This is a genomic window from Schaalia sp. Marseille-Q2122 (genome assembly GCF_903645355.1).
In the GTDB taxonomy this organism is placed as follows: Bacteria; Actinomycetota; Actinomycetes; order Actinomycetales; family Actinomycetaceae; genus Pauljensenia.
This window is the reverse complement of sequence record NZ_CAHJXR010000006.1, coordinates 223210-237391: the sequence shown is the minus strand read 5'-3', so window position 1 is coordinate 237391 and position 14182 is coordinate 223210. Positions and strand designations below refer to the sequence as shown.

General features: G+C 59.6%; 12 protein-coding genes. 7 read left to right on the top strand and 5 right to left on the bottom strand.

The annotated features are described in order from the left end of the window. Window positions 1-9: 9 nt before the first annotated feature. The 3 genes from HWX48_RS11285 to HWX48_RS08560 form a co-directional block, all read right to left on the bottom strand. Window positions 10-762 carry an aminotransferase class I/II-fold pyridoxal phosphate-dependent enzyme gene (locus HWX48_RS11285; RefSeq protein WP_254873039.1) on the bottom strand — a complete coding sequence of 251 codons (753 nt, stop codon included), beginning with the start codon at window positions 760-762 and terminating at the stop codon, window positions 10-12. Further along, complete coding sequence (locus HWX48_RS11280) at window positions 759-1304, bottom strand: hypothetical protein (protein WP_254873038.1); 546 nt, start codon at window positions 1302-1304, stop codon at window positions 759-761. Before HWX48_RS11280 ends, HWX48_RS11285 begins: the two co-directional genes overlap by 4 nt. 150 nt (window positions 1305-1454) lie before the next feature. Further along, on the bottom strand, window positions 1455-2438 hold the full coding sequence (locus tag HWX48_RS08560) for a hypothetical protein (protein ID WP_175956571.1): 984 nt from the start codon (window positions 2436-2438) through the stop codon (window positions 1455-1457). Between the two features lie 142 nt (window positions 2439-2580). Between HWX48_RS08560 and HWX48_RS08555 the strand changes: the two genes are divergently transcribed. From HWX48_RS08555 to mtnN, 4 genes are all read left to right on the top strand, one after another. Then, a complete protein-coding gene (locus HWX48_RS08555) occupies window positions 2581-3912 on the top strand; it encodes an MFS transporter (protein ID WP_175956569.1) in 1332 nt (443 codons plus the stop codon). A 191-nt stretch (window positions 3913-4103) separates the two neighbouring features. Beyond that, entirely contained in the window at window positions 4104-5582 is a 1479-nt protein-coding gene (locus HWX48_RS08550; RefSeq protein WP_175956567.1) for an amino acid permease, read from the top strand. 337 nt (window positions 5583-5919) lie between these two features. After that, window positions 5920-6444: an S-ribosylhomocysteine lyase gene (locus HWX48_RS08545; RefSeq protein WP_175956657.1), complete on the top strand. Its 525-nt coding sequence runs from the start codon at window positions 5920-5922 to the stop codon at window positions 6442-6444. A 178-nt stretch (window positions 6445-6622) separates the two neighbouring features. After that, window positions 6623-7375, top strand: coding sequence for a 5'-methylthioadenosine/S-adenosylhomocysteine nucleosidase (gene mtnN, locus HWX48_RS08540; RefSeq protein ID WP_175956565.1), 753 nt, complete (start codon window positions 6623-6625; stop codon window positions 7373-7375). A gap of 56 nt (window positions 7376-7431) precedes the next feature. Here mtnN and HWX48_RS08535 read toward each other — a convergent pair whose 3' ends face one another. Continuing rightward, a complete protein-coding gene (locus HWX48_RS08535) occupies window positions 7432-8202 on the bottom strand; it encodes a class F sortase (protein WP_175956563.1) in 771 nt (256 codons plus the stop codon). 377 nt (window positions 8203-8579) lie between these two features. Between HWX48_RS08535 and HWX48_RS08530 the strand changes: the two genes are divergently transcribed. From HWX48_RS08530 to HWX48_RS08520, 3 genes are all read left to right on the top strand, one after another. Next, window positions 8580-11033 (top strand): choice-of-anchor L domain-containing protein, encoded by a 2454-nt coding sequence (locus tag HWX48_RS08530; protein WP_175956561.1) that lies wholly within the window; start codon window positions 8580-8582, stop codon window positions 11031-11033. A 31-nt stretch (window positions 11034-11064) separates the two neighbouring features. Continuing rightward, on the top strand, window positions 11065-11283 hold the full coding sequence (locus HWX48_RS08525) for a hypothetical protein (RefSeq protein ID WP_175956559.1): 219 nt from the start codon (window positions 11065-11067) through the stop codon (window positions 11281-11283). Window positions 11284-12730: 1447 nt separating this feature from the next. Beyond that, window positions 12731-13309: a choice-of-anchor L domain-containing protein gene (locus tag HWX48_RS08520; RefSeq protein WP_175956557.1), complete on the top strand. Its 579-nt coding sequence runs from the start codon at window positions 12731-12733 to the stop codon at window positions 13307-13309. Window positions 13310-13715: 406 nt separating this feature from the next. On the opposite strand, the gene HWX48_RS08515 is transcribed toward HWX48_RS08520, so the two are convergent. Further along, a complete protein-coding gene (locus tag HWX48_RS08515; RefSeq protein WP_175956555.1) occupies window positions 13716-14144 on the bottom strand; it encodes a hypothetical protein in 429 nt (142 codons plus the stop codon). Between the last annotated feature and the right edge of the window lie 38 nt (window positions 14145-14182).

Below are 14182 nucleotides of genomic sequence, written 5' to 3'. Positions count from 1 at the left end.
CCGTTGTGATCATGCAGGGTGTTCAGTGGATGAAGAAAAGGTGGGGGTAATGGGTGAGGTGGCGTGGGTGTTGAGGCAGTAGCAGAACCGTTCCAGTGCGTCTTCAAGATCTGCAGGGGGCAGGGCGACGTTGACGCGGAAGTAGCTGCCGTACTCGGAACCGAAGTCGATGCCGGGACTGACGGCCACACGAGCCTCGTCCATCGCCGCAGTGAGGGTGTCGGCGTGGGGCAGGTAGGCCGCAGCATCCACCCACACGAGGTAGGTGCCGTCAGGGTCGGTGATGTGGGCGGCAGGCAGGAGGGTGTGTAGCAGGTCAACGGCGAGGGCGAGGTTTGCGTCGATACGTTGCCGGAGGGTATCCACCCACTTGTCCCCGTCAGTCCAGGCTGCGATGGTGGCGGGGATGGCGAAATAGTTCGGGTTGTGGAGTCCGGCGGCACGTTTGGCTTCTTCCAGCGCTTGCCCGAGGGCGGGTGGGGCAAAAATGGCTGCACTTTCCAGCCCCGCAGTATTGAAGGTTTTACCGGGAGAGGCGCAGTGGATGAGTAGTTCGCGCTCCCATAGCTCGGGGCTGACGAGGGCGAGGGGCGTGTAGGAGGTGCGCTCAGTGCGGGTGAAGTCAGCGTGGATGTCATCGCTGAATACGAGCACGTCATGCGTGAGGGCAAGGGTGGCGACGGCGTGGAGTTCGTCGCGGGTCCATACTCGTCCGGTGGGGTTGTGCGGGTTGCACCACAGGAGCACATCGGCACCCGTCATTGCCGCGTTGAGTAGATCGTCATTGATGCGGTGGGTGAGGAAGGCAGTGTTGGGGGCGGGTGGGAGATGAGGGGAACCTCGCGGATGTGTACTCCCAGACGGCGGGCGACCTCAAGGAGTGGCCCGTAGGCGGGGGTGAGGGTGACAAGGACGGGCCGCTCGCCATTCTTCGGTGCGATCACGCGATCCAAGAGGGCGCTGAGGCATTGGACGATGCGGGGAAAGAAGTGCGTCTCGTCTGGGTGAGGTTCCCACTGGTGGCGGACGCGCTGCCAGCGACAGGCTGCCTGAGCGAAGTCGGTGAAAACCTCGGTGTAGCCGTAGACGCCGTGGGCGGCGGCCCGCGTGATGGCATGAATGACGGTGGGTGCACTGTAGAACTCCATGTCAGCCACACTCAGGCTGATGGCGTCGCTGCCAAGAGGCGAGGCGAGGAGGTCCCACTTGGCGCTGTGAGTGCCCCACCTGTGGGGGCGGGCAGTGAAGGATTGTTGGGCGTCGGAGGGCGCGCCGGGATAGGGGCGGTACACGGAATCATCCATGCGAGGTCATCCTTGTTCATGCGTCGGCGTTGACGGCAGTGTCTTGGAAAGCGCTCGGATTTGTTATACAAAGAAACTTACTCGGGGGGAAGAAGGGCGTCAAGTAAAACCAAGGCTTCGTCGCTGAAGTGAGGGGGTGGCAGAAGGGAGCTAATAGAGGAAATGCGCGAAGTTGATCACCGTATTGACGTACTGTTCATGCGGATTGTGAAGTCGGATGAGTTTGCGAGCCACATCAATCGGTCCTGCCTCTTGCGCATCTGGAGAGAATGGAGAGAAGAAGGGGACTCCTGATTGGTGGAATTCTATGAGTTCAGAACAGATATCCGAACGAGATGCCAGCTTCTGCACCGTGATCTGAATGGATTCAAGGTCGGTCAATGGGGTAATTGAGGGCACCTGCGTGACACCGAAGGTCATTGGAGTCTTCGGATGAATAATGCGGCCGAATAGACGTTCTCCAGATCTCACCCACCGAGGCCGTTCAAGAGCCTCAGTCGTCATAATCGCATGAGTGATAAAAGGCGGAACATTCTGGTTCTGCGAGAGCTCCCGGGCATACTCCCACAACTCGGCGCCGATATCCTTCTTCGCAAGTGCAATCTGCTGCTCGTTGCTCAACGCCTTAGTTGCAAACCCCTTCTGAAAAGCAGTTGCAAGGACTGCGACGAGTAGGGCTGTCCATGCCGCTGTCGTGAACTCCTGTGGTGGGGGTACAAGGAAAGAAAGGGAGGGATGAAGGAAGTAGGCAGCCAAAGCGACGCCAATGGTCAAGAGGCTGTTAAGTACATACACAGGGAGCAAGATGCGGCGCCGAGTGTCTCGATACTTCAAGGCAGTGTAGGCAGCCAGGGCATCGGTGGTAACGATGAAGCTCAAGCAGCCCGACAGCGCACTCGCAATAGTTGATGCGCCCAGATTTGCGGTGGTGACGTTGGCTGCAAGGAAGGCTGCAAACAAGGGAAGCGTTCGGAAGAGAGCGTAGCGGGGGAACGTTGTGCGTTGGAAACGCTCGAACAAGCTCCGCGTGTACACATAAGACTCCGGCCAATGGGTATCAACCGCGCGATAGATGTACTTCGCGGCAAGACCGCCAGCAATGCCAAGGGCAATTCCGATGCCATAGGGACCCATGTTCCAACCTCGCCTTTGAATGCGGAAATGATCTGATCGAGCGGTTCCATTCTCGCTGATATTCTGCCCTTTACGATAGGCACTAGACTCGTGACAATGTGCCGTCTTCCCATCCCCATCACGCACTCACCGGAGGCATCCCATGACTGATGGACAGGCCCAGGGATTTGCTGTCTACCGCCAGCTTCTCAGGATGCCTCACGCTGCCCGCGTGACTGTGGGTGGTGTCATCGCCCAAGCCCCCGGTCCACTGGTGGGGATGGGGGTGCTGCTGGCGGTGCGCGCCCAATACGATTCCTTCACTATTGCGGGCACAGCATCAGCCGCCTCAGCGGTCTGCTTCGCCCTGACCAGCCCAATCGTTGGTCGCCTGATTGACCGCTACGGCCAGAGGCGCGTGGGAGTGCCCCTCATTGGCGTGTGGTGTGCGGCGATTATCCACCTGTGTGTGGCCCTGTGGTTCCAGGCGCCCGTGTGGGTGATTGTCTTCGCGTCGGCCACCGCCGGTTTGGCCGTGCCTTTCGGGTCGATGATGCGTGCCCGCTGGAATCTTGCGCTGAGGGACGAACCCGCACGCATGAACTCCGCTTTGTCGATGATCTCGGTCGCTGAAGAACTCATGTGGACGGTCGGCACGCCCCTCGCCACGGTCATTTCCACACTCTATTCCCCCTTCCTCAGTATCGGATTGGGGGCACTGTGCCTCATGAGCGGCGGGTGGGCAGTACTGGGCACACGCGCCTACGAACCCGTGCCCAATCTGGAAGCTGCGGCAATCTCCATGTCGGAAAACGAGGGCGTGCAGCGTGCCCCAGACCCCGCCCAATCAAAAGCCGGTGCAGGGACTCAAACTGGCACGGCGGCCTCGTCTGTTGGAAGGAAGGAGACACTCCTTTCCCCCGCGGTGGTGGCACTGCTGGTCATCCTCATTGGCTACGGAGCCTTCCAATCCACCATCGGCCTATCCGTCATCGCATTTTCTGAAGAGCTCAACCAAAAGACCTGGTCGGGCGCGGTGCTCGCCTGTTTTTCAGCCGGAGCAATGTTTGGCGCCCTCTTCTACGGGGCGCGCACCTGGCAATCGGCCCTCTGGAAACGCTTCTACGGGTTTCTTATCCTCTTGGCCTGCGGATGTTCGGCGCTGCTTCTGGCAACCTCTATGTCAATGGCGGCCGTCCTCATGCTGCTCGCCGGTGCTGCTCACGCGCCAACAGTGGTCAATATCAACCAACTGCTGATGCGCATTGCACCAGCCTCGCGCCTGACTGAAGGCATGGCACTCATGGGAGCAATGTGGGTGATTGGGCAGTCCGTCTCCAATGTTGTCACCGGGCAAATGATTGACAATTTCGGCTCTCAGGGTGGTTTTACCACCACCATCGCTTTCGCTGTCCTCGCCATGCTGATTGCCCTTGTAGCGTTACGTTCGATTCGGGCCGCTATTCAACCGGCACACGCTCCTCACGCTCCGTGATGCCCGATGTGGGTTTGGCCATGAAAACCAGGGTGAAAAATGCCTCTGACCTGCCGAAATAAGGTTTTTTAGAAGAGGGATTGTCTCGCATAGTGTGCAGAAAAACTGCATACGGCTGACGATCCTAAGCTAGGGGCGTTTAATACGACAGGTACAAAAACCTCAACCTTTTCAGCGAAAGAAGACCAGCCATGAGCGACACCCCAACTGCAGTAGGCCACACCGCCGACGCAGAGGAAAAGGGGCTGAAGCGTCGCCTCGGCACCCGCCACCTCAATATGATCGCCATCGGTGGAGCCATCGGCACAGGCCTCCTCGTCGCCACCGGCGGCTCCATCAGCGCAGCGGGCCCCGGCGGCGCCCTCGTCGCCTACGGCGCCATTGGCGTCATGGTCTTCCTGCTCATGCAATCCCTGGGCGAAATGTCCACCTGGCTCCCCACCGCAGGATCCTTCGAAACCTGGGCCACCCGCTGGGTGTCACCCTCCTTTGGTTTCGCCACCGGCTGGAACTACTGGTTCAACTGGGCCATCACCCTGGCCGCCGAACTCGTCGCCGTCGCCCTCGTCATGCGCTACTGGCTGCCCGACGTGCCCTCCTGGGTATGGTCGGCTATCTTCCTCACCATCCTCTTCGTCGCCAACGCCTTCACCGTGCGAGGTTTTGGTGAAAGTGAGTTCGCCTTCGCCCTGGTCAAGGTCGTTGCCGTCGTCGTATTCCTGGCCGTCGGCGTCCTCATGATTTTCGGCATCATCGCAGGCCCCGCCCCCGGCTTCGCCAACTGGACAGCGGGGGAAGGCCCCTTCGTGAACGGCTTCTTTGGCACCTTCTCCATCATGATGATCGCCGGATTCTCCTTCCAAGGCACCGAATTACTGGCCGTCGCAGCCGGTGAAGCCGACAAGCCCGAGGTCACCATCCCTCGCGCCGTACGCACCGTTTTCTTCCGCATCACCCTGTTCTACATCGGTGCGATCATCGTGATCGGCTTCCTCCTGCCCTACACCGACCCCCACCTGTTGGCCTCAGAGATTGAGGACGTTGCCGTCTCTCCCTTCACCCTCATCTTTGAAAAGGCGGGCATCCTGGGTGCAGCCTCGGTCATGAACGCCGTTATCCTGACCGCTATCCTGTCGGCAGGAAACTCGGGCCTGTACGCCTCTTCGCGCATGCTCTACGCCATGGCCCTTTCCGGCAAGGCTCCCAAGATTTTCGCCCGCGTCAACAAGCGAGGCGTCCCCATGCCCGCCGTCATCGCCACCACCGCCGTGGGAGCTTTTGCCTTCCTTACCTCCCTGATTGGGGATGGAGCTGCCTACATTTGGCTCATCACCGTCTCGGGTCTGGCAGGCTTTATCGTGTGGGCGGGTATTGCCTGGAGCCACTACCGCTTCCGCAAGGCCTTCATCCTGCAGGGCCATGACGTGTCCGAACTCCCCTTTAAGTCAAAGTTCTTCCCCCTGGGCCCCATCGTTGCCTTCCTGATGGTGGTCGTTGTCATTGCTGGCCAGAATCTTGACATTTACGCGGGCATCCTTGATTGGCAGACCGTGTTGTCGACCTACATTGGCCTCTTTGCCTTCCTGGCCCTGTGGGCGGGACACAAGATCGTCACGAAGGCTCCCGCCGTGGACCTGGCAACGGCTGACCTGTCACGTACCGACGCCTGAGGTTATGGGCTTTAGAGGAGCTTGTTCTGCTTGAGCCCTCCCTGTCTTACTGTTGCAGCAGGTCTGGCTTGGGGAGACTGTGGGCTGGGTGAAGTGGGTGGGCTTGACTGGGCTGTCTGGGGTTTTATTTCGAGGAACCAGCGCTACTTTTGTGACAGTTGTTGCACGGCGTGACGGTTGTTGCGTTATGGAGCAGCTATAACGGTCACGCAATGCAACAACTGTCACGTAACTGGCGGTGTGGCTCGGGCGGGGGCCGCAAGGGCCGGTGCGGAGGCATGGACAGGCCAACTTTGAAGGACATGAAGCCCGTAGAATCAGCATTATGACTGAACGCATGAATGTCGAGTCCTTTAACCTCGATCACCGCTTTGTCCGCGCCCCCTACGTCCGCGTTGCTGATCGCAAGATCCTGCCTGGCGGCGATATCCTCGTCAAGTACGATGTGCGCTTCACCCAGCCCAACGTTGACCACCTCGAGATGGACGCCGTCCACTCCATCGAGCATCTCACCGCTGAGCTTATGCGCAACCACACCGATAAGCTCATTGACTTTGGCCCTATGGGCTGCCAGACCGGCTTTTACGCCATGCTTCTCGGTGTGGAAACTGAGGAGTTCCTGCCCCTGCTGGAGGCTGCTTTCCGTGACGTGCTTGCTGCGACCGAAGTGCCGGCGGCGAATGAGATCCAGTGCGGCTGGGGCGCCAACCACTCCCTTGAGGCTGCGAAGGCCGCTGTCGCTGCCTTCCTCGACAAGCGTGACGAGTGGGAAGACGTGATGGACGAGGCTGCCGCCCAAGAAGCAGCCGACTCCCTGCCCACCGCGCCCTCAGGTGGCTGCGGCTGCAACTGCCAGCACTGAAACCACTGCCTGCGCACCACGGTGCGCAGGCACGCCGCTGTTGACGTTCCTCTGTCGCGCAGATCCTTGCTGTCGCGCTCGCGCCATGTGAATGCCTGACATTCGGGTATTTCACGTCCATGCGGCCACACATGGCACACTCCCCTTCGCCTCCTGCCCCCTCACCAATGGAGTTCCTATGCTCACTCTTCCCGCCCTGCCTGAGCGCACCGCCGTCGACGCCGTCATTCAATGCGCAATGGACATGGAGGCTGCCCCCTTCATGGAGGCACTCACCCCTGTTGGTGGCGCCTCTGAGGTGCAGATTCTTCGCGTTGGCGATGAGGACCTACACCAGCAGACCTTCGCCCTGGGCACCCTCGCCGGAAAGAGTGTCCTTGTCGTGACCTCCGGTATTGGCCTGGTTAATGCGGCGAATGCTACCTCGCGCGCGCTCAGCCTGGTTGACCCTGAACTGTTTATTGCTGCAGGAACCATCGGTGGCCTGCATGTGGACATCAACGTCGGAGAGATCACCGGTGGCACTACCGCGATCTACAACGATGCTGATGTCACTGTTTTCGGCTACGAAATGGGTCAGATCCCCAGGATGCCCGTTGATTACCGCACGCACCCCACCACCATTGCTAAGCTTGACCACCTGCGTGAGGTCAGCCCTCATCCGGTGATGATTGGCCGTATTGTGTCGGGTGACTCCTTCGCTTCTGAGCAGGTTGTTCCTGGTATCCGCCAGCGCTTCCCCGATGCGATTGGCACCGATATGGAGACGGTTGCCTCGGCCCAGGTGTGTTATGGCATGGGTGTGGATTGGGTGTGCCTGCGCGCCGTGTCTGACTTGTGTGGTGCGGGTTCTGATGAGGCCTTCCACATGAATGGCGAGGATGCCGCCCGCCACTCCTACGATGCGGTTGTGGCTTTCTTGGGGATCTAAGAGGCGCTGTGCTGCGTGAGTGAAGCCCCCGAGCCGTGAGGCTCGGGGGCTTTGCTTTAGCCGGATTGGCTGTTGGGGTGTGTGGTGCCGGTGGCGTCTGTGTGGGTGGTGGTGATGAGGTCGGCGTAGTAGATCATGCGGCCGAGGGGGTTGCCGTGGGGGTCCCAGTCGGAGCAGACGACCATGGCGAACATGGGGGCGTTGGCGGTGTCGTAGACGATGGTGGAGTTGGGGTCGTAGTCCTCGACCATGATGTGGAGGGTGTCGCGGTAGGTGTAGCAGGCGTTGTGTCCGGCGGAGTCTTCGACTTTGATGATGTCTCCGGTGGTCCATAGGCCGTTGTTGAGTTCGTTTCCGAGGGCGGTGCCGGTGTGGTAGGTGTGGCTGGTGAGGACGGCTTTGCCCTGGTGGGAGCCGAGTTTGGGGCCTTCGTTGTACCAGCCGACGGTGTAGGGCTCGGAGATGGGTGGTGCGCCTGCGGCGTCGGTGGCGTCGCGGCTGAGGGACATGATGGGTAGTTCGCGGTTGTGGCGGAGGAGGATGAGGCGTGTGGGGTCGTGGATTTCTTGGGGGGTGAGGTCGCAGTTGGCGGCTGTGGCTGCGGCGAGGATGTCGGCCTGTGTGGGGGGTTGGTGTGTGTTGTGTTGTTTGTCGAGGGTGTTGCCGGGGGTGGGTGTGGTGGTGAAGGGGGTGTGGGATTGGGGGAGGGCGTGAAACTCTGCTGGCTGACGAAAAAGAAATATATAAGTGAATATAGAGATAATGAGGAGTAGGAGGATGAGGGAGGTGGTTGAAATATCCTCTTTAGAGATTTGCCAGCTTTTCATGTGAAATCAACAAACCCTTATTGTTTCCTGAGCGTATCCTGAGATTTTGGTGGCGGTAGAAAATGCTGCCCAAGAATTTCCGCGTCGCACATCAGAGCTATTTCTATCATGCCGACAGGGTGCTTGTCTGGGATTTCAAGAAAGAAGCGCAGGAAGCAGTGCGAAGAGACTTGGCGCGATCTGTGCGTCTTGTTTGTGCTGATATCGCGCCAAAAGTATGCGGATCTCGAGTGATGCCGCACCGGTGGAGTACCTCACAAAAGTGGCGCGAAAAAAGGGGAGAAAATATTCTGCTCAAACTCTAGAAAAAACTTCCTCGGTAGATTAGCATCGGCGTGTAGCCGTGAATTCTATTCAACCCAATAAGGTCTGCGATGATGCCGAAGAAGCTTTCCGCACTAGGTGCAACCCTGGCACTGATCCTTGCCGCCATTATTCTTCCGGCACACGCCGATGACCCAGCCGAATTCCTTGAAGTCACCCTCACAGCTCCCACAGGCGTGCCAGTCACTGCCGAGCTCACCAGTAGCACCAGGCACGTCCTCGCCAAAGCCGCCGGGGAGGACACCCTCGTGCAAGAACTCCCGCGCGATAACTACACCCTGACGGCCTCCCCGCTGGTGTGGGAAGGCAAACGCTACGAACCCTCCACTCTTCCACCATCAAGCATCACCACTGACCTTGAACGCCTCGAAGTGACCTGGGTGCTGGCCTCAGGCGTCCAAGACCTCGCCGTACACAACGCAAGCGATACCGAGGTTGGCTTCACCTGGACGGGTGGCGAAGGCCTCGACCTTCAACTGCGGCGTACCCTCGGTGAAAACGCGCCCACAACGCCCAGCGAGGGCGAGGCCGTGCCCACCGGAAGCAGCGGCGCACAGGACGCGGGACTCACCCCCGGCACCACCTACGCCTACACCCTCTTCCAAGACGGCTCCCCCGCCTACTCCCTCGTTCTAGGCACCTCCGACGAGGAGGCAGAGCTCTCCACCTCCTTCGTCCGCGAATACTCCGCCACCTTCCTCGACGCCACACCACCCGGGCAAGGGCGCAACGGAAACCTCGTCCTTGAATGGCCCGCCGACACGCCCCTTCCTCTCCTTGGCAGCGGTGTTGTCGTACCCGTCTCCGATGACCTTCCCGGCGGATATGTCGGCACCGCGCGCAGCATTAGCCACGACGGCACCCACGTGGAACTCGCGCCGGGAGGTTTTTCTGATGTGCTGGCCTTCATGAATATGGAGTCAAAGAACTACCCGCCAGAAAAGGATGACTCCATCCCCGGCCCACCACCAGGCCCCAAGGATCCCGCAGACGATAACGACAAGCCCCACAACCAACCTGGGGCCTCACGCCCTCAACCCGGAGCGGAAAGACCAGAGCCCCCGCCCTCTCGACAGGCGCCCGACCGCCCACAAGGGAAGCCCACTAAACTGCCCAATACGGGCGGAAATGCGCTCAAGTCTTGCTTCCAGGTGGGCAGTGAACACAGCATTCACATCAAGGGGCACGAATTCAAGGCCGACGCCTTCTTCAGGCACAAGTTCGACAAGTACCTGTGGAACTTTCCCACCGAACTCCAGCTTGAAACCTACGTCGCGCTAACCGCGCAGGTCACCCTTGACGCTGCCGTGAAAGCCTCTGGGAGCTGCTCCCTTCCGGGCTTTGACAAGATTGCCCTCATGTTCCATCCCGGCGGCGTGCCCACCATGCTGCTCATTGAACCCATCGCCGAGGCCCGCTTTGAAGGAAATTTCGTCGCTGAAAATCTGCGGATCGGCGCCACCTTGGGCTTTAGGAACTACACCACCATCGGCGTGGGCGGCTCCCGTACAGAGACCACCAGGATTGGCGAGGGGAAGGTTCCCGAACCCAGGTATTCAGATAGCGGCTCCCTCGCCCTGCGGATCGGCGGCAGCCTCACCTTCGGTCCGGGCGTGGGCAACCAACACGTCGGCGCCGTTGCAGGACTGTCAGGGGAATTGACCGTCTTGCGTGCCGATGCGACCTTTACACGCACGGAGCATGCCGGTGCTGTCACGCATTGCGCCAGCATTGGAGCATCGGGCGAGGCAGCCCTCAAGCTCAGCGCAAAGGCATGGGCTCCTTTCGTTGGATACGAAGCGGCATGGGAAATCTGGAAGGGTTCCATGTTCTATGGTCAACCGTGGACCTTCCCCCAGGGGTGCGATCAAGCGAAGGTTGCTGAGGACGTCCTCGGTGATGGTGTGACGAAGGAAGAGGAAACAACCACCGGTTCGTCTGGCCAGCGCGGCCGTGTTGAGGGCTTCGTGCCCGGTCAGAAAACCTGGGTGCTGAGCACCGGGTATATTCACGATGCTGTCGGACAGCCCGACTATCATGCCAGCAGCAGTCTGGAGATGCCCGGTGATGAGGAGCTGTCCGCGTTAGTGGGGGCACCCACCCATGATGCAGTCAGCTACACCTTGAAGCTCATTCCCACAGGCGCCAAACTTTTCGTGCGCTATGTCTTTGCCAGTGAGGAATACCCCGAGTATGTCGGATCGGAATATAACGACATTATGCGCATCACGGTGAACGGCCACAGCTGTGCGCATGTGCCCGGTACGGACATTCCCGTGTCCGTCAATACCATCAATGATCAGTCGAACCCGCAGTACTTTGTGGATAATCGTGGGGGCCGCAGCGGCTATGGCACCACGATGGATGGGATTACGGTGCCGCTGACCTGTTCGGTTCCCGTGACCCCCGGCCAAGAGGCCACAGTGGTCATCAAGCTTGCTGATACCAGCGATGACGCCTACGACTCCGCTGTGGCACTGCTTGACCGGGGCATCTGGTCCGAGTAGGACGGGCGCTGGCACCGGTGAGAGGGTAGCGATGCCGTGGTATGACGTGATCGACCTTGTCGCCATCGGCGCTGCGTTGGCCGTTGCTGCTTGGTGGGTGCAGTGGCGCTACTGTCGCAGGGATGCGCTGCGGGCGGCATGGGCTCACGCGCGAGGGTGGACTTACCACGGTGAGGTTGACGAGGGTATCGTGCGGGGGTGGGCTTTTTGCCCGTCGTGGACAATCCCCGAGGGTGTCATAGGTGGGTGACCTCGGGCAGCTACGAGGGTGCCGCCTTCTGTCTGGGCGTATTTGAATGCGATGGGACTGATGGGGGAATGTCATCGGCACGTCACTATCCGTGGGTGTGGGTGGATTGTCCAGGGGCCTGGGACTACCTCGTTGTGAAGATTCCTCGAGATCAGAGTGATCTGCGGTGGCGCGCAGTGTTGAACCGGGGGGGCGGTGGCGGCGATCTTCCTGCCGATCTCTCAGGCGCTATCGGGAGCGCCCGGGTTCACCTTTTTTGTTGCTTCGGGGCGTTTGGGTCTTGTGGCGACGCAGGCTGTGCAGGATCGATCGGGTGTTTATGCTCGGGCCCTTGATTGCTTCGCGGCACGTTGGGGCATTGGGTGTCTGGATAAGGCGTGCGCCTATAGCGACTATGAGCAACTCATGGGTGAGAAGCTGGCTCTGCTTGCTCATGTGCGCTCCTTGCTAGCGTCTGCCTACGCCTATCGAGGGCGTCTGGGGTGAGGCGGCTTGGGTGAGGGTGTCTGCCTCATGTGGAAGTGGTGAGGAGTAGACAGGGGTCTGACGCTGAGCTCCTTTAGGTGTTCAGAAAATGAATAGTTTAGGAACCTGGAAGCTTCTATGCCCCAGCCCAAGTTGTTCATGGTCTGAATAACCTGTTGGGGTACAGCTGTTCAGGACTCGTTGATCTTTCATTGGGCGTCGATGGCTGTGTGTGTGACCCGGGAGTGAGGTGGGGAAACGCTCTGGTCAATATTATGCACCGTGGAATTGTGGGTGCAGCTAAAAAAGTGCTCTGAATAAGATTAGGGGAATAGGGTCTGTGGAAATGAAGAGATATGCTGCATGTGGGTATTCATTGGCTTGCATTTCTGAGAATAGTCTATGTGTATTTTGTGGGACAGCTGAGTGTTTCCTTGGTGTCTTTAGAGGGTGTTTGGTGATCGTCGCTTGTGTGGGAAAGTGCCGGAATCTAGCGGAATTGTAGGGTTGGGTGAAGTGGTTGCTTAGCTGGGAGAATGCGGCTAATTTGCCTTAGTTAGAAACTATTCTCGCCTGAGTGAGAGTGAGAAAATAATGGCAGCGGAAATGCTGCGAGAAATACTTTTCGCAGCTAGGATCGGATGCATCGGCATTTTTCGATGTCGATATCTGAATGGAGGTGAAGAAAATGGCCATCAAGAAGATGATCTCCATTTTTGGCAGCTCAGCCCTGTTGCTCACGGCATTTGCAGTGCCGGTGTACGCGGCGCCCGCTTCCCACAAAATGGATACCGCCATGCACGCCAAAGTCGGCGTGACAGTACAGGCCGCACATCACGATCCCGGATCAGTAACGCCGGGCCCACACCCAGGCCCACACCCGGGCCCGCAACCTAGCCCAAATCCTGGCCCATGTCCCCCTCACGGTCACGACCCAAACGGTGGACTCTTTGGCCGCGGATTAACCAAGAAGTGCGAACGAGTGGTTGGCGACGCCAGCCAATGGGGCAGCGTCAACGGCCTGCTCCGCCACAAGAGGGCATGGGTGCTCAGCACAGGCTATGCCTCTGATGTTGTTGGGCGCACCCAGTACAAGGCCAGCAGCTGGCTGGGAGGAGCAGGCGACCACCAGCTGACCTCCCTCGCGGGAGTGCGCACCTACGACGCGGTCACCTACCGCGCCACCGTTGTCCCTCGCGGCTCAACCATTAAAGTCCGCTACTTCTTCGCCAGCGAAGAGTACCCCTTCTATGCGCGTTCACGGTTCAATGACGTCATGAATGTGACCGTCAACGGACAGCGCTGCACCTGCCTCCCCAACGGGGCTGCTGTCAGCGTCGCAAACCTCAGCCGCTTCCGCTTCCCCCGCTTGTTCGGGCCAAACCTCGCGCGCCGCACGGGAGTGTACACCGCCCTCAATGGCATCAGCATTCCCCTGACCTGCACTGCTCGAGTCACCCCAGGAGTGCCAGCCCAACTGGCCATCTCCATCGCCGACGCCGGTGATGGAGGCCGCGACTCAGCAGTCATCATGCCTGAAAGGGCCATCTGGTCAGACTGAGCTTCAGGCCACAGGAAGCGAGACAAGGACGTCTCTAAATTCCTGGCACAGGCTCTCTTCTGACAACACACTGGGGCCGCTGGTGGCGCAACGAAGATGTTGCACCACCAGCGGCCCCAGTACTGTGACAGGCACGGGTTCCTCGCACTCGCAGAGTGCGAGGAACCCGCAAGCTCAGTCAGTCAGTGCCTTGCGACGACGAACAGCCATCGCCGCAGCTCCATCGCCAGCAGTGAGAGCCAGCAGGCCAAGGAGCGACACAGCGCCGTCACAGCAAGTGACGAGCTCTTACCCTTACCGGTGCTCTTCTTGTCCTGACCGCTCTTCGAATCACCTGCAGGCTTCTTTCCGTCACCCTTGTCATCACCCTTGGAGGAGTCGGCATCCGTGCCAGCAGCGAGGAGGGTTACGGCCAGCTTGCCACCTTGCCACTGGTCAGACCCTTAGCCTGGATGTGATGCAGACCTGCAGGAGCATTCTCAGGCAGGGTGATCCTGGCAGATACCTTGCCGCTTGCATCAGCCAAAACATCACCAAGGTGGATCGGATCGGAGTGCAGGGTCAGAGACACTGTTTCCCCGGCGGTAAAACCGGAGGCCTCAATGGCAATCGCGTCACCGGGGCGCAGAGGTCCATCGGTCACAACCTTGACGGAAGGCTCAGTGCCACCAGGCGCAGGAGTCTGATTGCCTGGGTCGGTACCGGGGTTCGTGCCAGGACCCGTGCCGGGGTCAGTGGTACCTGCAGCGCGAACGACGACCTCGGAAGAACGTGCTGTGACTGCCTCAGCACCTTCAAGGGTGCCGGTCACGGCGACGCTGATCTTCTTCCCCACCAGCGCCTCGGTCAGAGGCAGTTCGGCGGCGGTGGCCT

Coding starts and splice junctions, on each gene's coding strand:
- HWX48_RS11285 (WP_254873039.1), bottom strand. CDS start 762: ATGACGGGTGCCGATGTGCTCCTGTGGTGCAACCCGCACAACCCCACC.
- HWX48_RS11280 (WP_254873038.1), bottom strand. CDS start 1,304: ATGGATGATTCCGTGTACCGCCCCTATCCCGGCGCGCCCTCCGACGCC.
- HWX48_RS08560 (WP_175956571.1), bottom strand. CDS start 2,438: ATGGGTCCCTATGGCATCGGAATTGCCCTTGGCATTGCTGGCGGTCTT.
- HWX48_RS08555 (WP_175956569.1), top strand. CDS start 2,581: ATGACTGATGGACAGGCCCAGGGATTTGCTGTCTACCGCCAGCTTCTC.
- HWX48_RS08550 (WP_175956567.1), top strand. CDS start 4,104: ATGAGCGACACCCCAACTGCAGTAGGCCACACCGCCGACGCAGAGGAA.
- HWX48_RS08545 (WP_175956657.1), top strand. CDS start 5,920: ATGAATGTCGAGTCCTTTAACCTCGATCACCGCTTTGTCCGCGCCCCC.
- mtnN (WP_175956565.1), top strand. CDS start 6,623: ATGCTCACTCTTCCCGCCCTGCCTGAGCGCACCGCCGTCGACGCCGTC.
- HWX48_RS08535 (WP_175956563.1), bottom strand. CDS start 8,202: ATGAAAAGCTGGCAAATCTCTAAAGAGGATATTTCAACCACCTCCCTC.
- HWX48_RS08530 (WP_175956561.1), top strand. CDS start 8,580: ATGCCGAAGAAGCTTTCCGCACTAGGTGCAACCCTGGCACTGATCCTT.
- HWX48_RS08525 (WP_175956559.1), top strand. CDS start 11,065: ATGCCGTGGTATGACGTGATCGACCTTGTCGCCATCGGCGCTGCGTTG.